This window comes from Longimicrobiales bacterium (genome assembly GCA_028823235.1).
In the GTDB taxonomy this organism is placed as follows: domain Bacteria; phylum Gemmatimonadota; class Gemmatimonadetes; order Longimicrobiales; family Gaopeijiaceae; genus UBA2589.
In genome coordinates this window covers 112147-133487 of sequence record JAPKBW010000005.1, presented here as the reverse complement: position 1 = coordinate 133487, position 21341 = coordinate 112147, and the positions used below count along the sequence as shown (strand labels likewise).

16 protein-coding genes are annotated in these 21341 nt (G+C 61.4%); 11 read left to right on the top strand and 5 right to left on the bottom strand.

Annotation, left to right across the window (positions count from 1 at the left end; genetic code table 11):
- The first annotated feature begins 259 nt into the window (after window positions 1-259).
- Together OSA81_04405 and OSA81_04400 are read left to right on the top strand one after the other, a co-directional pair.
- Window positions 260-2557, top strand: a complete 2298-nt coding sequence (locus tag OSA81_04405) for a TonB-dependent receptor (protein ID MDE0898237.1) — start codon at window positions 260-262, stop codon at window positions 2555-2557.
- Window positions 2554-3495 (top strand): hypothetical protein, encoded by a 942-nt coding sequence (locus tag OSA81_04400; GenBank protein ID MDE0898236.1) that lies wholly within the window; start codon window positions 2554-2556, stop codon window positions 3493-3495. The genes OSA81_04405 and OSA81_04400 overlap by 4 nt, the downstream gene beginning before the upstream one ends.
- A gap of 22 nt (window positions 3496-3517) precedes the next feature.
- On the opposite strand, the gene OSA81_04395 is transcribed toward OSA81_04400, so the two are convergent.
- The gene (locus tag OSA81_04395) at window positions 3518-4198 is read right to left on the bottom strand and encodes a metal-dependent transcriptional regulator (GenBank protein ID MDE0898235.1); all 681 of its coding nucleotides are present in this window, start codon (window positions 4196-4198) and stop codon (window positions 3518-3520) included.
- A 166-nt stretch (window positions 4199-4364) separates the two neighbouring features.
- Between OSA81_04395 and OSA81_04390 the strand changes: the two genes are divergently transcribed.
- The 3 genes from OSA81_04390 to OSA81_04380 all read left to right on the top strand — a co-directional run bounded on the left by OSA81_04390 (window position 4365) and on the right by OSA81_04380 (window position 5625).
- Window positions 4365-4673: a hypothetical protein gene (locus OSA81_04390; GenBank protein MDE0898234.1), complete on the top strand. Its 309-nt coding sequence runs from the start codon at window positions 4365-4367 to the stop codon at window positions 4671-4673.
- Between the two features lie 205 nt (window positions 4674-4878).
- A complete protein-coding gene (apaG, locus tag OSA81_04385; protein MDE0898233.1) occupies window positions 4879-5319 on the top strand; it encodes a Co2+/Mg2+ efflux protein ApaG in 441 nt (146 codons plus the stop codon).
- 93 nt (window positions 5320-5412) lie between these two features.
- Window positions 5413-5625, top strand: a complete 213-nt coding sequence (locus OSA81_04380) for a hypothetical protein (protein ID MDE0898232.1) — start codon at window positions 5413-5415, stop codon at window positions 5623-5625.
- Window positions 5626-5686: 61 nt separating this feature from the next.
- Here OSA81_04380 and OSA81_04375 read toward each other — a convergent pair whose 3' ends face one another.
- Together OSA81_04375 and OSA81_04370 are read right to left on the bottom strand one after the other, a co-directional pair.
- A complete protein-coding gene (locus OSA81_04375) occupies window positions 5687-7513 on the bottom strand; it encodes a hypothetical protein (protein ID MDE0898231.1) in 1827 nt (608 codons plus the stop codon).
- Complete coding sequence (locus tag OSA81_04370; GenBank protein ID MDE0898230.1) at window positions 7510-10272, bottom strand: pitrilysin family protein; 2763 nt, start codon at window positions 10270-10272, stop codon at window positions 7510-7512. Before OSA81_04370 ends, OSA81_04375 begins: the two co-directional genes overlap by 4 nt.
- Before the next feature lie 310 nt (window positions 10273-10582).
- On the opposite strand from OSA81_04370, the gene OSA81_04365 reads away from it, so the two are divergent.
- A complete protein-coding gene (locus OSA81_04365; protein ID MDE0898229.1) occupies window positions 10583-12157 on the top strand; it encodes an amidohydrolase family protein in 1575 nt (524 codons plus the stop codon).
- A gap of 65 nt (window positions 12158-12222) precedes the next feature.
- On the opposite strand, the gene OSA81_04360 is transcribed toward OSA81_04365, so the two are convergent.
- A complete protein-coding gene (locus OSA81_04360) occupies window positions 12223-12990 on the bottom strand; it encodes an enoyl-CoA hydratase/isomerase family protein (protein MDE0898228.1) in 768 nt (255 codons plus the stop codon).
- A 112-nt stretch (window positions 12991-13102) separates the two neighbouring features.
- Between OSA81_04360 and OSA81_04355 the strand changes: the two genes are divergently transcribed.
- Entirely contained in the window at window positions 13103-14077 is a 975-nt protein-coding gene (locus OSA81_04355) for a deoxyhypusine synthase family protein (GenBank protein MDE0898227.1), read from the top strand.
- Window positions 14078-14080: 3 nt separating this feature from the next.
- On the opposite strand, the gene OSA81_04350 is transcribed toward OSA81_04355, so the two are convergent.
- Complete coding sequence (locus OSA81_04350; GenBank protein MDE0898226.1) at window positions 14081-15421, bottom strand: M20/M25/M40 family metallo-hydrolase; 1341 nt, start codon at window positions 15419-15421, stop codon at window positions 14081-14083.
- Between the two features lie 190 nt (window positions 15422-15611).
- Here OSA81_04350 and OSA81_04345 point away from each other — a divergent pair, with 190 nt between their 5' ends.
- The 4 genes from OSA81_04345 to OSA81_04330 all read left to right on the top strand — a co-directional run bounded on the left by OSA81_04345 (window position 15612) and on the right by OSA81_04330 (window position 21341).
- Complete coding sequence (locus tag OSA81_04345; protein MDE0898225.1) at window positions 15612-16685, top strand: Wzz/FepE/Etk N-terminal domain-containing protein; 1074 nt, start codon at window positions 15612-15614, stop codon at window positions 16683-16685.
- A 149-nt stretch (window positions 16686-16834) separates the two neighbouring features.
- Window positions 16835-18679, top strand: coding sequence for a translational GTPase TypA (gene typA / locus OSA81_04340; GenBank protein MDE0898224.1), 1845 nt, complete (start codon window positions 16835-16837; stop codon window positions 18677-18679).
- A gap of 631 nt (window positions 18680-19310) precedes the next feature.
- Window positions 19311-19829: a thioredoxin family protein gene (locus tag OSA81_04335; protein ID MDE0898223.1), complete on the top strand. Its 519-nt coding sequence runs from the start codon at window positions 19311-19313 to the stop codon at window positions 19827-19829.
- A 57-nt stretch (window positions 19830-19886) separates the two neighbouring features.
- Window positions 19887-21341, top strand: a complete 1455-nt coding sequence (locus OSA81_04330) for a fused MFS/spermidine synthase (GenBank protein ID MDE0898222.1) — start codon at window positions 19887-19889, stop codon at window positions 21339-21341.

Genomic DNA, 21341 nt, shown 5'->3' with positions numbered 1-21341 from the left:
GGAATTTATCTAAAAAACAGACGAATTGCGGTGGTGAAGGGGTTTCGCGTTCGATGGCGGGGTCACACCCGTCGACTTTAACACTCCGTTGTCGTAGTAGGTCTCATCATCGTCTACCATCAGTCCTATCGTCCAGCCTTTCTGGTGTGCTAGCGTGAGAAACGTCTTCATCGTCTGTCACCTGTCGGTGTTATCCTCAAGGCGATTGAGCCCCGCTGTCAGCGTTTTGTTTCCGCTCGCTCTAGCGCTTTTGTCGCCCATGTCCATTCAGGGTCAGCTCGGAACTGTCCAGGGTGGGGTTCATGATCAGGATGGCGCCGGCGTATATGGTGCCACGGTCTCCCTCTATCAGGGCGAGATTCGTCGCTATGCGGCGGGTACGGATCGTCTCGGCTCTTTTCGGATTTCTGAGGTGCGCCCGGGCTCCTACCAGGTGCGAGTTCAAGGTCTCGCCTATGCCGAGTATGAGGAGACCATCGACGTCGGGCTCAGCGCCACAATCGAGCTCGATCTTCAGGTAGAGCAGCGCGCCCTCCAGCTCGAAGGCCTGTCGGTCGAGGCAGAACGGAGCCGGGAGCGCGCGCGCTTCGAGGAGATCGGCGGCGCGACGGTTCGGGAACTGAATCTTGATCAGGTCCGGCTGATCCCAGGGGTGGCGGAGCCAGACCCGGTCCGAGCCATCGAGGTCTTGCCCGGTGTGGTGTCGACGTCTGATTACTCGGCATCGTTCCACGTCCGCGGAGGCTCTCAGGATCAGAATCTGATCCTGCTGGACGGCATCCCGATGTTCTCGCCGTTTCATCTGGGCGGTCTTTTCTCCGTTTTCAACGCGGACATGATCGACCGCGTCGAGTTGCAGTCCGGGGGCTTCCCCGCTGAGCACGGGGGCCGTGTCTCTTCGGTCCTTGATATCGAGAGTGATGCGGGACGGGGAGAGTTCGGCGTCGATGCCGCTGTGTCACTGCTTTCCACTCGAGTCGCGGTGGGTGGCAAGGTGTCGGAGGGCGTCGCTAATGCCCTGGGTCAGGAGAGCATCCGCTACAAGGTGTCGGCTCGTCGATCGTACTTCGACATTCTCTTCAAGCCGGCCTTCGACTTCCCGTACAACCTGACTGACGTACAGACGTTCGTCGAAGGTTGGACCAAGAGAGGGGATCGCCTGACGTTCACTGGTTATACCGGCCGTGACGTCTTTGATCTTGCCAGCGTCGACTCTGGCTTCCCGCTCCGGATCGACTGGGACTGGGGGAACGACGCGATCGGGTTCGGATGGACTCGACCTCGCAGAGGTGGAGGCTCCCTCGATGTGCGAACGAACTTCAGTCGTTTTAAGACCGGCCTCGTCTTCCCTGACTTCGGTGACACGGACTTCCGCAGCCAGATCCAGCAGGCCCAGGTCCGCGTCGATCTCGACACCCGACCTACGCCCCATTGGGCGGTGCAGGTTGGAGGCGCTGCCGAGCGACTCTCCTATGAGAATAGCTTCATTACAGGAGGGACGAAGTTCGGCGGCGCTCTTGGGACCGGTTCTCTCTATGGCGCTTACGCGCAGGCACGGTGGACGAAGCCCAGAGCGTGGTTGCTCGAGATCGGGGCCCGGGCCGACGGATTTCAGCCCAGCTCAGGCGAGGCGATCCTCGAGGTGTCCCCACGCCTCGCAGTGAAGCGATTCGTGAAGAACGGTGACATCGCCTTCAAGCTCGCGGCGGGTCGATACACGCAGTTCATCCACTCGCTGCGTGACGAGGAACTTCCACTTGGCCTCGACATCTGGGTCATCGCCGGTGAGCGAGCTCCCCACACCGTCTCCGATCAGATCCAGTTCGGAGTGGAAGGCTATCACGACATCGACTGGTTCTGGTCTGTCGAGAGCTATTATCGGAAATTCGATGGCGTTGTGTCGCTGAATTGGGCTGACAATCCGAACGACGAACTCGATGACATCCTGAGTGGTCGCGGCACGTCATGGGGTGCGGACTTCATGCTGCGCAAGGAAACCGGCGATGTGACCGGCTGGGTGGCCGTCTCCTATCTGGAGGCTGAGCGGACCTTTCCTGACCCGCTCTCTCCGATCACGCCGGCTCCGGAGATCACTTTCGCGCCGATCTTCGACAGGCGCGTCGATGTCGACTTCGTGCTCCGCTACCCCGCCCCATTCGGCTGGGAGGGAGGGCTACGCTGGAACTTCGGTAGTGGGATCCCATACACCCGAGCTCTCGGGTCGTACTCCTACTACACGTCGCGCTACGTGGCGGGCGGGGGGCTCGACTGGACCGGCTCCGAGGACGACCTCGAGGGCCAAGGCGGCTACGGGGTGGTGTTGGGAGATCGAAATGGAGTTCGCTACCCGAACTACCACCGGCTAGACGCGAGTTTTCGAAGGACGTTTGCGAAATCCTGGGGATCCATGACGCCCTACGTGAACCTGGTGAACGCCTATAACCAGCGGAACGTCCTGTTCTACTTCTACGAGTACAACCTCGATCCGCCAACTCGCTCGGGGATTTCGATGTTCCCCGTACTTCCCACGATCGGCCTGGAGATTTCTTTCCGATGATGCGCTCCAGGTGGATACTCGGGTTTCTTGCCGCTGTCGCTGCGGGAGGCTGCGAGCTTGAGGAAGTGACCCTCGTCGAAGTGGAAGACGTGGTGATCGCAGAGGTCTACGTGAACCTGATGCCGGACTCCACGAACAACGAGATCCGAGCTTTCCTTCACCGTACTGTTGGGCAGGTGGATCAGGGTATAGATGACCTCGATGATGCTGTGGTCACCATCCGGCGGACCGACGGAGTGGTCTTCGCTCTGACCAACGACGACATCGACGAATGCGTGGAGACCTCTCCTGAGGCGGCCCCCGGAGCATGCTTCGAGGCGGATGAGGATGAGGTCCAGCAGCTCCTTCCGGGGGATATTCTCGAGCTCACGATTCAGCTCGTGGATGGTGGCGTTCTCGAGGGGGTCACGCAGATTCCAGGCGCCTTTACGGTCCGAGGTGTCGAGGGGATATGCCGGATTCCGCCTGACACCAAGTTGCGACTCGAGTGGACGCGGTCCGAGCGAGCATGGGCCTACCTGAACGAGACTGCCATTCGGGGTCTTCCGGAGCTGCTTGCTACCGAAGGGATCGCAATGAACGACGATCCGCTGTACCTGCTTGGTCTTTCCATTTCAGATTCGGATACCACCATCGTCTATCCGTCCGAATTTGGAATCTTCAATCGTTTCGACCTGCAGGCAGGTCTCGCCGCGCGGCTACAACGAGGTCTCCCGAACAAGGCTACGAGTCAGATCACGATCCGCGCTGTTGACCGAAACTTCTTCAACTGGGCCCGCGGGGGAAGTTTCAACCCGTCGGGCCAGGTCCGGGTCCCGAGCGTTCGAGGGGATGGTACTGGTGTCTTCGGGTCGACGTACGGGCACTCCATCCAGACGCTCATCACCGACGATGCGATGACGGAATTCTATGACTGTGGACACGTGCCTCAGCCCTGACCTGCCAGCGCGATTCGATCGACTACCGCGGATCGGGCAAGACGTAGACATGGCGAGCAACTTCGCTCGAGACTGAGCCTTTTCCGGCGCTGCCGTTTCCGACCGCGAACTCGACCGAGCCGGTCAGCGGCGTGCCTTTGGCGACCGTGACGTGCGCACCTGGGACCAGCCCTTCTTCGGCCATCGAGCGTAGCGCTTCGCCGTCTTCGTCTCGGACGGAGCGAATCACGAGCCGTGCTCCTGGTCTCGCGTCAGCGAGGGTCGAGAGCACAGTGTTTTCGATGTCGCCGGCGGGCGTGGGTATGGGCGAGCCGTGCGGATCGTGACTCGGTGAGCCGAGCGCAGTCGCCATCTGCTCTATGAGGTGATCAGAGGCGGCATGCTCGAGGCGCTCTGCCTCGTCGTGTACATCGGCCCATGAAAAGCCGAGCCGTTCACACAAATAGGTCTCGAGAATCCGGTGTCGTCGAAGGACTCGCAGTGCCTCACGTGTGCCCGGTTCAGTGAGCACCACACCCTTGTAGGGTAGATGCTCCAGTAGCCCCCACTCAGCCATTCGCTTGACCATACCGGTGACTGATGCGGGCTGAATATCCAGTGCGTCGGCGATGGCCGATGTCGACACCGATTCGCTGCTGCCTGACAGGCCATAGATGGCCTTCAGGTAGTCCTCGACCGATCGAGAAAGTGCGCGTGAGGTCATATGCAAAACTACCGCGGGGCCTCTGTTGCGTCGAGCGACCGGCCCTGTTGTGAATGACGGTCTTTCAGTCACGGGCGTCGGTGGAGTGAGATCCGAGTTGCGAGTGACCAGAGTCAGTCAAAATTTTGCCACGCAAAGGAAGTCACCCTCGGTCAGGAGGCGGTTGATGTTGTTGCAGATGTGTTCGGCCACACCGCTGAGCGAGACCAGACGAGAAAAAAATACCACTAGCAAGGGCCTTCCGAAGTCGACGTTTCTGCTTATGGCCAACCTTGGCGTGTTCACCCTGTGCTTCTTGATCGCACAGCCGGACTTCCTGATCGCGAAGCCGAACATTGATCCCCGGACGACTGCGGAGCATGTGCAGGGAACGCAGGACATGGTCTTCATTACGATCACACGGGTGGCCGCTTTTGCAGTTTGTGAGGGGAGCCCCCCGAGACGCTCGCTAGGGCGAACGACCCACTTGGGGTGAATTGCGACTGCATGGCGCAAGGCGACACGTATCTGTTAAGCGCGAAGGTCGGTGAGGAGGCGTTTGTCTTCTCTGCTGGAAACACGCACACGGTCGTCATCGACGGTAGTTGATCGGGGCAGGGCTAGCGCGGGAGTGCCCCCCACGGGACTTTCAGATCGTGGCGGTGTAAAATGTCGTCAAATCCACCCTGTCTCGACTTGTCATGAACTACGAGAAAGCCACAGAAGGCATCCGGGTTCAGGTGCAGCCTGACTTCTCCCTTGCGGACTCCCATCCGCTAGGTGGGAGCTTCGTGTTCTCGTATCGCATTAACATGGCGAACGAGAGCGATGCGCCTGCTCAGTTGCTCTTCCGCCACTGGAAGATCCACGATTCGGTCGGGGATGACTCCATGGTCGACGGCGAGGGTGTCGTGGGCGAGCAGCCGATGCTTGAGCCTGGCGAGTCTCACGAGTACCAGAGCTACTGCGTGCTGCGGTCTCCGGTTGGGTATATGGAGGGTCACTACACCTTCGTTCGACAGAACGGCGAGCAGTTCCGCGTCGAGGTCCCGCGGTTCCACCTTAACGGGCCTTTGGTGATGCCGAATCTGGGTCCTGAATCGTCGGGAGAGGGCGATGATCCTCCCGGAGTGCTGCACTGATTTCGGACACCACGGAGGTTCTACTAACGGCCTCCACTAGAATCACGACCCGTACTCCGGTTATCCTTGGCGGCTTTCGATACTCCCTGAATTGTGAGTGACGACCCCGTGGATGATTCCGTCGCCATCGACGCCAAGCGAATTTTGCTTCGCTACGGCGCACCGATTGCCATTCTCGACAAGGTGACCGAGCCTCATCGTATTGAGTTCGCGCGCGCGATCGCGAAGACCATTCTACCCGAGCGGCAAGGTCGGATGCAGGACTTGCTGATCGAGAAGGGTTACATCGTCGTCGGAGAGGACTGACGCCGCAGGGAAGGGCGGACATACTCCCCAGGCCAGCTTTCGGCGCGTGCGTACGCGCCGCTCAGGCGTCTTCGGCGGAAGCCAGGTCGATTTCGAGCGTCCGCGATGCATCGAGCGGGAGCTGCACAGAGACCATGACGAGCCCGGCGACGGGAGTCTGAACGAGGTCGGCAGGCTCACCATCGACGCGGGCGGCTGTGATGCCGGTTGGCAGCGTGGGCTCCAGGATGATCAGAGGGGGGACGGAGGCACGTTCCGGTATCAGGGTGTACCGCAGGCGCGTCCCATTGCGCACGTACTCCAGTCGCACGACGGAGTCGCCCAGGACGATGCCTCCGACAGTGAATCGCGTTACGTGATTTGGGAAGCGTGGAGCCAGGCGAAGACGCCCGACCGGTGCGTCGGGCGTGAGTCCGAGAAGCCCCTGCGTCAGCGCCAGAATGAGCTCGGTGGTTTCGTCCGCTCCGGGGCCTCGGAGGTCAGAGGGCAAATTGCTCCAGCTACATGGGCCGGCGGGACCCGATGTCAGACCTTCCGTGAGGATGCGTCGCCACGCGACCCAGGCTTCGTCGGGATTTGTAACGAACTCCTCGGCGATCCGGCGGATCCGATCTGACCCCGAAGCAACGGACGCGACGCCCGTACTCAGGGGGGTGCCGTCGAGCAGGCTCCCGAGCCAGCCGGCTTCCCTCGCCTCCACACTCGCCTCCACGAGTGGCGGGCGCGGTCCCGCCATTGGCAGGGTCCGGCCGCCAACAGATGTGCCCTCGGCTTGCGGTGCCGGCGGGGCAGCGGATCTCTTGGTCGCTGAGAGGGATCGGAGGGTTGCGATTGTCGAGTCCGTGGCCGCGTAGCGAAGAGCATCTGCGAGCCGTCCAATGGATAGCTTCATGATCGGAGTCGAATCAGGCACAGCACCCCGCTCTATTTCACGCAGGATGAGATCTGCGGCAGCACTGGCGGGAGACGCATCGCCGAAGGAAGTGGCGGTCTGGGCTGCTAGAAGGACTGCCCAGGGACTCGATTCTGCGATGTCGTCGCGGAGCCGATCGAGTGTACTTCGATCGCCAACCGCAGCGGAAGCGAGCCCGACGGCCGCTCCTGATACGTCATTGGCGGGGCGTATCTGTCTTAGTCGCGCCCTAGCCCAGGCGATACCGTCGTCGATCTCTTCAACACCTGTCTCGAGGTACAAACCTTCCTCGGGTCCGCGAGCGGCGCGTATCGCATGCCCCGGGGCATGGGCTGCAGCGGTGAGGGCGGTGCGGACCTCGCCCGAGGTCCCGGCAGATACGGCCACACTCACGGCCTCGCCAGGTTGTGGATCGATGAGGAACGTCCAGCTCTTGTCACCCTGAATAATTCTTCGTGGGCGTGGAGCCACTGAGACAACGATCCATGTGGGGTCCAGTGGGTCCGGACGCATTGGGTCGAGCGAGGCCACGATGATGCGGCCATCCTGGACACAGTCGGGAGTCGGATTCCCTCCCATCGGGTCGGTGAGCACTGTCACTTGGATCGGCCCCCCGTCCGCATCGCTGTCCCACTGCGCCACTACCAGTGGCAGGGTCGGGGCGACGAGTAGCGTCTCCTGTTCAAGGCCTCTGCTGCCGATGAACTCCCTCCGGGCGACGCCGGGGAAGAGGAGCAGGTTCACGGCTGTAGCTAGCCCACTGTCGAGGCGGACCACGGCCCTTCCGTCTATCGAGATGTCCGAGGCCGGGCGTTTTTGATGCCCGTTGGCGTGCGCCCGTAACCCCTCCACGAGAAAGGGCGCGTCCCCGGTGGGTGCCGCGTGGGCGAGACCGGTCAGTGATGACGGGATCGTACCGATCGAGTCAGGCGCGGCCGCGAGGATCTCGTCGGCACTCTCGTGGCCTTTGCTCACCCGATGGTGACCCGCTTGTTCGCGAAGTCCCCGCCTTTAACGATCGTCATTTTTTCGAGGTCCAGGCGATCACGGATGGCCTGGTTTACCTCATTCAGAGTAATCGTGCGCACCCGATCTTCGAGTTCTTGGTCGAATTGAAACGTTCGGTCGAAGTAGAGGTTCTGAGCGAGTGCTCCGGCCAGATTGCCGTCCTGTGATCGACTCAACTGGCGCCCTTCAAGCCATCCTTGTCGCGCGGCGTCGAACTCCTCTTGGGTAAATCCGTCCGCCAGGACCTTCTCGAGTTCTTCGATTAGCGCGGTCTCGACCTTGTCGACGTTTTCCGGCGCGAAGATCGCGACTGCGATGAACTGCCCAGCCGCGTCGACGGGGTGTCCTGAGATCATGGCCTGGACACCATAGCTGAGCCCGTCCTGGTTACGAATACGATTCGCGAGCCGAGAGTTGAGGACTCCTCCGCCGATCATTTCTCCAGCCATGAGCAGCGCACCATAGTCGGGATCACTCTCTCGAAGTTCGAAATTCTGGCGCGCCCATAGCATTGCGTTGGCCTTGTTGGGTGTCTCTATCTCGATGTTCTGAGCATCGGGATCGACGAACGGAGTCGCTATGCGCTCGAAGGCGTGCGGGCTTTCCCAGTCGGAGAACGCCTCATCGATCACCTGGCGTGCCTCGGCTTCGTCGAAATCGCCTACCAGTACGATCTTCCCGTTTTGTGGCCCCCAGAAATCATGATAAAAGGCCTGAGCTTCCTCGAGGGTTGTCGCTTGAAGAGCTGCCACCGCCTCTTCGATTGTTTCGGTGTAGCTCGGGTGGCCAGTTGGGCGCGGGTCCATGATTCGCGCTAGTTCCAGCTGTGCTAGGACCTGTGGATCGGTCCCTGATTCTTCCAGGCCAGCGATCCGTTGCTCGCGAATGATGTCGAATTCCGAGGTTGGGAAGGACGGCCGACGAGCTAGCTCTGCCATGAGTCGGATCACGTCGGTGACGTTGGCGCGCACGGTCTGGAACTGAGCATTCGCGATCGTCGAGGTGCCACCGACCCCGCCGGTCGCCTGCAAGCGATCCAGCTCATCCTGAATCTCCTGACGCGTCCGCGCCACAGTGCCTCGCATCAGCATCGCACCCGCCATTCCACCGGCCGTGCCTCGGCCCATAAGGGATTCCGCATCTCCGAAATGGAGCCGCATCCGAATCATCGCCACATCTCCACGGGTCTCTTTCTGCAGGAGAGCGACCTCCATTCCGTTGGGTAGTTCGTAGGTAACCGTTCGCGAGTCGATATTCGCCGGAGAGGGATCGAACGGCTCGCCCGGCGCCACCGCCTCGCGGCCGGTATAACCCGCGACCATCGCCGCGACGTCCGGGACGTCGGGAATTTCTGCGCGATCAGGAGTGGCAGTGGGGATGAAGCGACCGACCGTCCGGTTTGACGGCTTGATGTAGGCTTGCGCCACACGGTTTACGTCGTCGGCGGTCACGGCCTCGATGCGGTCCCGGTGGAGGAAGAAGAGGCGCCAGTCTCCACGCGCGGCCCACTCGGAAAGTTGCAGCGCGATTCCGGCTGATGACGTGAAGGCGCGGTTGATGTCATTCATCCGGGAGGCCTTCGCACGTTCGACCTCATCACCTGTCACCGGCGACGTCAGTACACCCTCTACCGTCTCGTTCATCGTGCGCAGGGCGGCGTCGACATCCGCGCCGGCCGAGAGCATGGAGAACGTGAGCATGGATCCAGCCTCCGCTCTCTGGAGAGACTGTGTTCCAGCTTGTGTCGCCAGGCCTGTCTCGACCATCGCCTGGTATAGACGCCCGGATGGAGCATCACCGAGAACGAATGTCAGGATGTCAGTCGGCGCGTAGTCTTCGTGGGCGCCAGGCGGGATGTGGTATACGGAGAGGGCTGCGGGCACCTCACCGACGCGCTCGAGAGTTACGGACCGCTCCCCGTCCTGGATCGGTTCCCTTGTGTAGGTCGGCCACAGGACGTTGTCGATATCGCGGTCTGGCGCCGGGATGGCTCCGAACTTCTCTACGACGAGGTCGAGCGCGAGCGCAGGATCGAAGTCGCCCGCGACTACGAGAAGCGCGTTGTCCGGCTGGTAGTACTTCCGGTAGAAGGCCTGAAGCCGCTCGATCGGCACATTCTCTATGTCCGCTCGGGCTCCGATCGTCGAGTGCGAGTAGTTGTGCCACAGGTAGCTCGTCGAGAGTATGCGCTCGAATAGAATTCCGACCGGGTTATTCTCACCGGACTCCATCTCATTTCGGACGACGGTCATTTCTGACGTGAGATCGCTCTGTGACACGAACGAGTTCACCATCCGGTCGGACTCGAGATCGAGTGCCCAGTCGAGGTTGTCCTCGGACGCAGGAAATACTTCGAAGTAATTCGTCCGGTCGACACTCGTCGTCCCGTTCGGCTGCGCACCACGCTCACTCAACTCCTGAGTGATTTCAGGGTGATTTGGCGTGCCTTGGAAGAGTAGATGTTCCAGCAAGTGAGCCATTCCGGTCTCGCCGTAACCCTCGTGCCGTGACCCCACCAGATAGGTAATGTTGACCGTGATCTGAGGCTGGCTGGGATCCGGGAATAGCAGGAAGCGCAGGCCGTTGTCGAGTTGATACTCCGCGATGCCCTCAACGGATGCGACAGGCTGGAGATCCATGCCGGCCTGGGCCGCTGCGGGCGCCGGAAGCGTGAGCATGGTGGCGATGACGCAGAACGGAACGAGTTGGACGATACGAGGGCGCATGATGCCTCCCGAAATGGGCTCTATCGGGCGTTCGCTCGCCCAAGAAGTCTTAGTCTACACGGAGGGTTCGTAGACGGTTCAGCGTATTGGCCAAGTCGATGCGGCGAAACTTAGCCAGGTCCCCAGTCCTCCTCTCGCCGAGGCAGTCTAGCCCTTGAGAGCCCAACGCTGCGTCCACGGTGTCGAGGAGATCCGGGATGCTTGATTCCGCTTCGCCGGTCCTTCATCAGGCCTGCCTCTGCTTTCGTTGCGATGTGGGTCGACCCTATTTTCGTGCTATCAAAGTGATACGTCTTCGCAAGGAAGCGACATGACGCTCCGCAACGTTCTGCTGTTCGTAATCGGATGTCTTCTGGTGCCTGGCACGATTCCCGCACAGGAATCGTCCGTCCTGATCCGAGGCGGCCGCCTCCTTGACGGGTCGGGAAATCCCTGGATCTACGGAGACGTCCTCATTCAAGGGGACCGCGTCGTAGCGGTTGGCCATCTTGGAGAGGTCGAAGCCGACCGGGTGATCGACGCGGCCGGACTATATGTGGCGCCGGGGTTCATTGACGTGCACTCGCACTCCGGCCCAGGGCTCGCCTCATCGGGGCTCAGTCACGGCGAGCCGCTCCTGGCGATGGGCCTGACGACCGTATTCATCAACCCGGATGGGGGAGGCGCGGTGGACCTCGCAGAGCAGCGTGGCGAGCTCCTTCGCGACGGCTTGGGGCTCAACGTCGCGCAGCTCGTCCCGCATGGGTCGGTAAGGCGTGCCGTCATCGGGACAGCAGATCGGCATGCGTCCACTTCCGAACTCGATGCCATGAGGGGACTTGTTCGTGCCGGCATGTCAGAAGGGGCGTGGGGGCTTTCGTCGGGGACGTTCTATGTGCCGGGGAGTTATGCGCCCCCTGAAGAGATTGAGGAACTCGGCAAGGAAGTGGCCCCCTTCGGCGGCGCCTACACGAGTCACTACCGGGACGAGTCCACCTACAGCGTAGGCCTGATCGCTGCGGTCGACGAGGTGATCAATGTCGGCAGGGTCGCAAAAATTCCTGCCGTGCTCACGCATGTGAAAGCCCTCGGTCCGTTCGTCTGGGGATACGGGGCAGCGATCGTTCAGCGCGTCGAGAGCGCGCGCACCGAGGGCGTGCAGGTGTTCGCTGACCAGTATCCATACATGGCTTCTGCGACCGGCCTCGAGGCGGCCCTGCTCCCCCGATGGTCGCAGGCGGGCGGCCGCGATTCGCTCATGGCACGTATGGCTGATCCGGCCATCATGTCGCGGATTCGGGAAGGGATGGTCGAAGGACTCGAGCGACGAGGAGGCGCCGATCGCATTCAGTTCCGGCGCTACCTGCCGGACCCGTCGATAGAGGGCCGACTCTTGAGCGACCTCGCTGCTGAACGCGGCCAAGATCCCATCGCGACGGCGGTCGATCTGATCAAGCGAGGCAGCGTGAGCATCGTGTCGTTCAACATGCATGTCGATGATGTAGAGACGCTTATGCAGCAGCCCTGGACCATGACGTCATCCGACGGGGGCCTCGTGCCGAAAGGAGAAGGCGTCCCTCACCCGCGGACATACGGGGCCTTCGCTCGCAAGATTCGACTCTATGTGAACGAGAAGGGGACGGTCGGCTTACCACAGGCAATCCGGAGTATGACAGGTCTCCCCGCGTCGGTGTTTGGAATGACCGACCGCGGAGTATTGCGCGCTGGTGCCGCCGCGGATGTCGTCGTCTTCGATCTCGCATCCGTCCGTGACGTGGCCGAGTACACGGATCCCCACCATTACTCAGAGGGGATGGTGTATGTCTTCGTGAATGGTGTCGCAGTCGTCCAGGATGGGGCGTTCACCGGAGAGCGTCCCGGCCGCGTATTACTGAAAGGCCGCTAGCGGGAATGAAGGTGTCGACGTTTCGTTGTGTTCTGCGAAGAGCGTTTTGGTTTCCGTGATTTCCTTCATCGGAAATCCGGGTCCCGCTTCTCTCGCCATGCCTGGAGTCCTTCCGCTAGATGCTTGGAGCGGTTGCACTCATCGATGCCGCGCTGAGCTTCGACGGGATCGAGTGATCCGGCCGCAATCTCGATCAATATTTTCTTCATCGTTTGCACCGCCAAGGGTGCGAGTGATGCCAGTCGGGCCGCAAGTGCGTCGACCGAACCCACGAGTTGCTCGGGTTCCACGAGTGCGGTCAGGAACCCGATTCGCAGCAGCTCGTCTCCGTCCAGAAGCTCGGCTGCGAGCAGGATTCGACTCGCGGCGTGCAGCCCTAATCGCTGGACGTATCGCGTCAGTCCGCCAACGGGGTAGCACACTCCGAGCTTCGCCGCGGGCACTCTGAGTTCCATGCCCTGTACGCCGACGCGGAAGTCGCAGCATAGGGCCAGTTCGGCCCCGCCCCCGTATACGCTGCCACTTAGGGCGGCGACCGTGGGGACGCGCAGCCTTGCGAGCCGGCCAGTAAGCGTATCGAAGTGCTCGCCAGTCATCGTCCCGTCGGTCATCTCGTCGAGTGAGGCTCCCGACGAGAAGGTTTTTGTTCCTGCGCCGGTCAGGACGAGCGCCCGCGCGGACGGATCATTCTCGATCTCGTCGAAAACGCTACGAAGTCGGTCGACCTGTGCCGCGCCAAGTGCGTTGTGCTGGGCGGGTCGATCGATCGTCACACGAACAACGGAGTTGTCGTTCCGGACTCGGATGCCGTCTTTGTTTGTTGGAGTGTTCACCTCGTAAGTGTATCGCCGTGGACCGCGAGAGGCATATCGCGTTGCGGTCGACGCTCCTTCCGCAGTTGGGTAGACTTTTGCCTTCTCAAAACCCGACCACGCTGGGGGACCGATGGGCGCGATCCGTGACTTCATGGAGACGAACTATCTCCATTTCAATGCGCGTGAAGTCGTGGATGCGGCTAAGGCATACGAATCGCACGTGAATGCCGGAGGCAAGATGCTGGTCGCGATGGCCGGTGCGATGTCGACAGGAGAATTTGGAATCACCCTCGCTCGCATGATCCGGGCGGGCCGGGTGCACGCCATCTCGTGCACCGGTGCCAATCTGGAAGAAGACGTATTCAATCTCGTCGCGAATCGGGACTATGAGATCATTCCGTCGTGGCGGGATCTGTCGGCAGACGACGAGCAGGCACTGCTTGAGCGCGGTATGAACCGGGTAACAGACACCTGCATCCCTGAGACGGTCATGCGCCATCTTGCAGGGCGCCTACTGGACTGCTGGAAACGCGCCGCTGCTTCCGGTGAACGAAAGATGCCGTCCGAGTTCCTCTTCGAGGTGCTCGACGATCCGTCGCTCGCGGAGCACTATCAGATCGACCCGGCGAATTCATGGATGCTCGCAGCGAAGGAAGCTGGGATCCCCGTTTATTCGCCCGGATGGGAGGACTCAACCACAGGCAACATTTTCACTTCGAATGTGATAAAGGGGGAACTCCCGGATCATTCGTGCGCCAAATCGGGCACGGAGCAGTTTCAGTCGCTCATCGAGTGGTATGAAGCGAGCCACGGGGGTGGGGCGCACCCATCGGTTGGTTTCTTCCAGATCGGCGGCGGTATCGCCGGGGACTTCGCTATCTGTGCGGTGCCGAGCATTACCCAGGACCTGCGTCGTGACGTGCCCTGCTGGGGTTACTTCTGCCAGATCACCGATGCCCAGCCTTCATACGGGGGCTACTCGGGTGCCCCGGCGAACGAGAAGATCACGTGGGGAAAGCTCGAGCCGTCGACCCCGTCTTTTGAGATCAACTCGGATGCCGCGATCGTGGCGCCCCTCATCTGTGCATGGGTTCTGGGCGACTGAGCGTCAGCTGATCGGTCCGGCGAAGCCGGCTTCCGCAACGACGAGCAGCAGCGCACGCTGCACTGCCAGGTAGGCTTCGCGGTTCACCCAGAACTCGTTCGGAGCGTGACCGTTCGATCCGTCGCCGCCGCGACCCAGCGTGATTGCCGGAATCCCGAGTGCGATCGGCACGTTCGAGTCGGTCGACGAGCGAGCGAGTGTCCCCTCAATTCCGAATGCTGCCGTGGTAGCAAGTGCTCTCTGGATGATGGGAAGGGAGGGGTCGAGTTCTCCAGACGGGCGATCTCCGATCCTGTCCTTGATGACCTCCAGCGCTTCGCCCTCGCGGCGAAGGTCGTTCTCTTCAAGAACGCCCCGGTCCATGGCAGCCAGGAAGGCGTCTTCGATACGGCTCAAGCTCGCGGGGCTCTCTGAGCGCATGTCGACCTCCATCCACGATTCGAAGGGGACCGAATTGACCGAGGTGCCTCCCCCGATCCGGCCGACGTTGTAGCTGGTCTTCGGGCCGGAGCGAGTGAGTTCTTCTGCGACATCCTGGAAGTAGCGAACCGCCCGACTCATCGCGTGTGCGGGATTGGCCGTGCCGAAAGCACCCCACGAGTGCCCGCCGGGGCCGGCGAAGGTCACGCGGTACCGGACCGAGCCGAGTCCCATGGATACGAGACGACCAAGGCCACCTCCGTCGATTTCGATCCAAACGTCAGGCTGCAAACCGCCGTCTCGGTAGAGGTATTTCATTCCTCTCAGGTCGCCGAGCCCCTCCTCGCCGACCACCCCGACGAACAAGACATCGTCTGCCGTTTCAACCGCCGCTTCCTCTAGCGCCCGGAGGACCGACAGGACGACCACGAGCCCTCGTGTGTCGTCACCGACACCGGGAGCGAATATCGTGTCCCCGACCTGACGTACCGTGACATCGGTCCCTTCCGGGAAGACGGTGTCGAGGTGACCCCCGAACCCGATCGTTCGGTCACCAGTCCGGCCCCGACGAAGGCCGATCACGTTGCCCTCGGCATCCGTCCAGACCGAGTCCGCGCCCGTCTCGAGAAGGAGCTCGGCGAACCGCTCGCCACGAAGCATCTCCATGAACGGCGGGGCTGGGATCTCAGTCAGTTCGATCAGGCGTTGGAGCGCCCAGTCATCGTGATCTTCCGCTAGCTGAAGAGCAGATGCGACGGCCGAGTTCGCGAGAAGGGCCTGCGCTTCCTCCGTGTACTCCGCGGCTGCGACCTGCGCGCTGACGACTGCCGGAGCGGAGGAGAGTACGGCGACCACGAGCGCGGAGGACCCGCTACGGATGAGGCGCACGAGTGCAGAGGCGGACGGTCGTGGGGTGATCAGCACGCGAGGACTCCTGTTCAGTCAGATGGCTTGAAGCGGAAGGATACCGACGAACCCTCCTCGAGGATCCGCGTACGAAGGACATGGTGGGGCGGATATCCGGGTTGCTGCATGGTTTTGCGACGGCGATACTCCGTGCCGTCCGATGGATGGACGACGCGTCTTTCCAGTCCGTCTCCGAGCTATACAATCGATGACTGATCTGAGTCCCGCCACATCGCCTTCGACGGCGCCGCGACGCCCGGTCGACGACGAAATCTCCCTCTGGGAGGTGTTGACAGTTCTGCTCCGCCGTCGGGGAATCATCATCTGGACGACGCTCCTCGTGACGTTGGCTGCGATCGCGGTGGCGCAGTCCCGGCCCCTGCAGTTCACGACAGCGGCCTCCTTCCGGTCACAGGCCTCGGAGGGCGGTTCCGGCTCACAGATGATGGCGCTCGCGTCGCAGTTTGGCGTAAATGTGCCCGGTTCTTCCGGTGGGAACGAAGCGAGTCCCGCGTTCTACCAGGAGATTCTTACTTCTCGGGAGCTTTTGGCCCGAGCCGCCAACGAACCGTATCCGGTCGAAGGCCATGGCCCGGTGATGCTCAAGGACCTTCTTGAAATCGAAGCAGATACCGAGGCGATCCGTGACGAAGAGACCCTTGAGTGGTTGAGGGGAGAAGCCCTCTCCGTTTCCACCGGCCGTGAAACCGGTACGGTAACTGTCTCCGTCACCAGCGAGTGGCCTGACCTCTCGAAGGCAATCGCCGAAGCGCTTCTCGCCGAGGTGGCTCGCTTCAATCAGGAGACGCGTCGCTCGACCGCCGAGTCCGAGCGGACGTTCATCGAGGGGCGGATGAGGGAAGCAGAGGGTACCCTCAAGGTTACGGAGGACGCTCAGCGTGCGTTTCTTGAGTCGAATCGGCAGTGGCAGAATTCTCCGCTGCTCCAGTTCCAACACGGGGCGCTCATGCGCGAAGTGACCCGTCGGTCGTCGGTTTTGGCGACACTCATCCAGGCGTATGAGCAGGCGCGAATCTCTGAAGTGCGCGACACGCCGGTGATTACGGTCCTTCAAGTACCATTTCTCCCGCCGCGGCACGATCCGCGTGGGCGAGTGCTCACTGCAGCACTGGGCATCGTCCTCGGTGCAATGCTGGGCATCTTGATGGCGTTCCTTGTCGAGGCGTTCCGTCGTCCCAGCGCAGGTGATCCAGCTCGTGAGGATTTCCAGAAGACATGGAAGGGTCTCAAGCGCTCGATCCCGTTCATGGGTGGTGCGTAGGAAGTCGCAGGGCGCCAAACGTGCGTCTAGGGCCGGCGGACAGGACAGGTCCCGGCACCCTCTCCGGGTTCAGCGGCTGACGCCGCTCCGTTAGCTTTAACGGCTGTCTATTGAACCCTGCGCCCACGCCGGCGTTTTCAGATATTCCAATGCCAATTCGCAACATCGCGATCATCGCGCACGTCGATCACGGAAAAACCACACTGGTAGACCAGATGTTCGGTCAGGCCGGCGTATTCCGTGAAAACCAGCAGGTCGAAGAGCGGGTGATGGACTCCAATCCACTCGAGAAAGAGCGCGGAATCACCATCCTCGCCAAGAACACGGCGGTGCACTGGAAAGACACGAAGATCAATATCGTCGACACCCCTGGACACGCCGACTTTGGTGGCGAGGTCGAACGGGTGCTGCGAATGGTCGACGGAGTTGTTCTGTTGGTCGATGCCGCCGAGGGTCCGATGCCGCAAACGAGGTTCGTTACGCGGAAGGCACTCGATCTCGGCATCCTCCCGCTGGTGGTCATCAACAAGGTCGACCGGCACGACGCCCGGCCCCACGAAGTGCACGACGAAGTGCTCGAGCTGTTTATGGATCTGGAAGCGACGGATGCGCAGCTCGACGCCCCGTTCCTCTACGCGGTCGGGCGGGATGGTTGGGCGTCTGAGGACCCGGAAGCGACAGGTGGAGATCTGGGCCCGCTATTCGACAAGATCGTGTCGTACTTTTCGCCACCGGATGTCGATCAGGACGGCACGTTCCAGATGCTCGTCTCGACGCTGGACTTTTCTCCCTACGTTGGCCGCATCGCCATTGGGCGCATCGAGCGTGGTATGGTGCGCGTGGGTGATACCGTGACGCTGCTGGACCTCGGCGACGAAGGAATGGTCGAGGACCTCTCTGCTGCTGAGCGTTCGAAGGTGTCGAAGCTCTACACCTTCCAGGGACTCGACAGGATCGAAGTCGAGGAGGCGGCTGCAGGCGACATCGTGGCCATGGCGGGCCTCGACGGGATCGAGATCGGCAAGACGATCACGGACCCTGAGCACCGTGAGCGACTGCGGGGTATCGCCGTCGAAGAGCCGACACTTTCCGTCGACTTCACGGTCAACAATTCACCGTTCGCGGGCCAGGTCGGAAAGTTCGTCACAACTCGTCAGGTGCGAGAGCGGCTGTTTAAAGAACTCGAGCGGAATGTGTCTCTGCGCGTTGAAGGGACAGAGCTGCCCGACACCTTCACCGTCAGTGGTCGTGGGGAGCTTCACCTGACCATCCTCATGGAGACGATGCGTCGGGAGGGGTTCGAGTTTCAGGTATCGCGACCCAGGGTGATCACGCGGAAGGGCGAGGACGGCCTTCAGGAGCCCTATGAGCAGGCGGTCATTGAAGTCCCGTCGGAGATGGTGGGGATCGTCATTGAGAAGCTCGGCCCACGGAAAGGCGCGATGACGGAAATGAAGCCGATGGGTGACTCGGGTACGACCCGCCTGCGCTTCAGGATTCCAGCTCGTGGGCTCTTCGGCTACCGATCAGAGTTCATGACCGACACGCGTGGCGAAGGCATTTTGCATCACAATTTCCAGGAGTGGGGTGCATGGGCTGGCCCACTGCGGGGGCGGTCGCGCGGCGTGCTGGTCGCCGATCGCCACGGGAAAGCCGTGGGCTTTGGACTCTTTGGCCTTCAGGAGCGCGCCACGCTCTTCGTGAAGCCCGGGGTAGACTGTTACTGCGGAATGATCGTTGGAGAGAACGCACGTGCTGACGATATGGATGTGAACGTGAGCAAGGAAAAGAAGCTCACGAACATGAGGACCACGTCATCCGACGAAAACATCAAGCTGGAGCCGCCCCGCCAGATGACGATGGAACTCGCCCTGGAGTTCATCCAGGACGACGAGTTGATCGAGGTGACGCCAGATGGTATTCGGCTTCGGAAGCGTGTCCTCGATCCGAATCAGCGGAGGAAGGCGGCGAAGAAGGCCAACCAGCCGGCCTAGGGAGATTGGCGGAGGTATCAGCCCTTCGTATTGCCGTCTCTACGAGTCGCCCGTTGATGCACGACCCGGCGGGGTTGGTCATACGCACCGATCTCTGAATCCAACTCCTGATTCGATCAGTGTTAAAGTCTTCTTTTCCGCGGCCAGCAATCTGTCTTTTCGTGCTGCGAGGTCATCCAGCTCCTTCGCCAGAGCTGCGCATCTCCTGGGAGTTGCCGAATTCGAGTGAAGGGCCCAGCCCGTCCAACGCCGGTCACGGCGGCCGACGCGACCACAAGGTCCCTCGATCAGTTCTTGTCGATCATGTCGACCAGGCGTTTCTCTGAGACTTTTCCCCGTGTTGCTTCGACGACGACCTACCGGTCTTCATCGAAGTTCACAGACATGATATGGGAGGCTGCGTTCGTGGAATCGAGCGCGTGGACGACGCGCTTCTCGGTCTGGTCTCGCTGTTCGTTCATTCGATTTCCGGGAGGGAGGCTGGTCTCCGCCGCCAATAACCGTCGGGTGGTGTGTGGGTCGCGTCGTTGGAACCCGTTCGGATTCGGTAGATGAGGAGTGATATTCATGATCCCGATGCTCTGGCGCTCTCAGTCAGTGGGTCGGGCCTACGGCGGATGAGGTGAATGCATTGAATAGAGAGAGGTTTGACGGAGCTCTGACCTTCGACGGTTATCTTGAAACCGTGGTCGAGAACCGTGAGCTGTGGCATGCAGTGTCCGAGCGCGTACGCCTCCCCGAGGACGTTCTTCAAGCTGCTCGTCTGGTGCCCGGTGGTTGGCACCTCGCAGCGCTTTCCGAGGACTGGTGCGGTGATGCGGTGAACACGCTGCCCGTGGCAGCCAGGTTGGCAGCCGAGGCTGGTTGGGACATGCGAGTGCTCGGACGGGACGACAACCTCGATCTGATGGATTCCCATCTGACGAACGGACACAGCCGGTCGATTCCCATCGTCATCGTATATGACGAACACTTCAACGAAGTTGGGTGGTGGGGTCCGCGACCGGGCGAGATCCAGTCTTGGGCCATGGGCGAAGGACTTTCGATACCGTCGCCGGAGCGATACAAGGTGATCCGACGCTGGTATGCGAAGGACCGGGGGAAGACCACTCTTACCGAGCTGCTGGACATCGTCAGGACCGCGGCCTGATCTTCGTCACGTCGCTTCGGTCGGCTCCGCAGCACTGAACCTCCAATACGGGCTGCAATGACGCAGCGTTACGGCAGTTTTGCGATCGCCTTCGGGTCGGGCTTCGCCGTTCTCACGATCGAGATCGCTGGAGCCCGACTGATCGCACCCGTGTTTGGGCTATCGGTCGTGCCCTGGACCGCAGTCATCGGTGTCATCCTCGCGGCGTTGGCAGTGGGCAGCCATCTGGGTGGTCGTATGGCCGATGTGGGTCGTATCCCACTTTCCCGAGTGCTGGTTGTAGCTGGCCTTACGGGGATCCTGCCGATCATTGGGGCAGGGCTACCGTGGGTTGCGCGGGACCTACTTGGATTCATTCCGGGCGCGGTCGCGAGCGCCCTGGTGCTTTTCGCCCCATCGGTGCTGTGCCTTGGCATGGTCGTGCCGTATCTCGTTCAGGCAGACACGGAGAGTCTCGACGCCGTGGGTCGACGGGCCGGTGACCTGAGCGCGGCCGCGACAGCCGGGTCGATTCTCGGCTCATTCCTGACGGGTTTCGTATTGCTCCCAGCGATGCCCCTCACGGTGCTTCTCGGCGTCACGTCAGGCTCGCTGGTCCTCATGTCGCTATATACTGCACACCTGTTGGGTAGCTCGGAGAACCCGACACTTCTACTCGCGGCGTTGGCGATGCCGGTCCTGGGCGCGATGGGAGGGTCACCCCCCGACACGCTGTTCGCCGAGCAGACGCTATACAGCTCGGTCGTCGTGACGGAGAGACCCTGGGGGGACGGTCAGATCGTCCGGGAGCTCTGGCAAAATGGAGGCTCATCGTCAGCGGAGTATGATGATGGCACGCCGGCGCATGTCTACGCTCAGGCCAGCCTGTTGCTGCTCGATGCAGCGGCTCTTTACCCAGACAAAGCGCTGGTGCTCGGTGGGGCCGCACTCACCCTCCCAGTCGCTCTTCGTAGTCGGGATCATCGGCTCAAGGTCGACGTCATCGAGATCGACCCGGCGGTGACCGAACTTGCCAGCACCTACTTCGCGTACGGCGAAGTCTCAGAGGGCATACGTGTCGTACACGAAGATGCACGGGTCTTTCTGCGTAGGAGTGAGGGCGGGTACGGCCTAGTCTATCTCGACGTCTTCGATCATCTGCTCACCGTTCCGTGGACCATGGTCACTAGCGAGGCGCTCCAGGCGATGTCTGCTGAGCTCAGCCCGGATGGTGTCTTCATGGCGAACGTCCTCTCGCCGCTGGAGGGCCCGGGCACGGAATTTCTGAGCCGGTTCCGGGCGACGCTCGACGAGGCCTTCGTCGACGTGCGTCTGTACCTGACCGATGAGGCACTCGACCCCGGTGCGACGCAGAATCTCATTGTCGTGGCTTCGAACGACCTCACAGTCCTGCCTGAGCTGGATTGGGGGCAAACCACGATCAAGTCTGGAGGCCGTCCACTCACCGACGCTTGGGCTCCGGTGGAGTATCTTCAGGCCAAGGTGTTCGCTCAGGGTCTTCGTTGGCGCTGA

What these genes read in the sequence shown, in the direction of transcription:
- OSA81_04370 (MDE0898230.1), bottom strand. Translation starts at nt 10,272, where the DNA reads ATGCGCCCTCGTATCGTCCAACTCGTTCCGTTCTGCGTCATCGCCACC.
- typA (MDE0898224.1), top strand. Translation starts at nt 16,835, where the DNA reads ATGCCAATTCGCAACATCGCGATCATCGCGCACGTCGATCACGGAAAA.
- apaG (MDE0898233.1), top strand. Translation starts at nt 4,879, where the DNA reads ATGAACTACGAGAAAGCCACAGAAGGCATCCGGGTTCAGGTGCAGCCT.
- OSA81_04390 (MDE0898234.1), top strand. Translation starts at nt 4,365, where the DNA reads ATGTTGTTGCAGATGTGTTCGGCCACACCGCTGAGCGAGACCAGACGA.
- OSA81_04405 (MDE0898237.1), top strand. Translation starts at nt 260, where the DNA reads ATGTCCATTCAGGGTCAGCTCGGAACTGTCCAGGGTGGGGTTCATGAT.
- OSA81_04395 (MDE0898235.1), bottom strand. Translation starts at nt 4,198, where the DNA reads ATGACCTCACGCGCACTTTCTCGATCGGTCGAGGACTACCTGAAGGCC.
- OSA81_04330 (MDE0898222.1), top strand. Translation starts at nt 19,887, where the DNA reads ATGACGCAGCGTTACGGCAGTTTTGCGATCGCCTTCGGGTCGGGCTTC.
- OSA81_04355 (MDE0898227.1), top strand. Translation starts at nt 13,103, where the DNA reads ATGGGCGCGATCCGTGACTTCATGGAGACGAACTATCTCCATTTCAAT.
- OSA81_04345 (MDE0898225.1), top strand. Translation starts at nt 15,612, where the DNA reads ATGACTGATCTGAGTCCCGCCACATCGCCTTCGACGGCGCCGCGACGC.
- OSA81_04365 (MDE0898229.1), top strand. Translation starts at nt 10,583, where the DNA reads ATGACGCTCCGCAACGTTCTGCTGTTCGTAATCGGATGTCTTCTGGTG.
- OSA81_04400 (MDE0898236.1), top strand. Translation starts at nt 2,554, where the DNA reads ATGATGCGCTCCAGGTGGATACTCGGGTTTCTTGCCGCTGTCGCTGCG.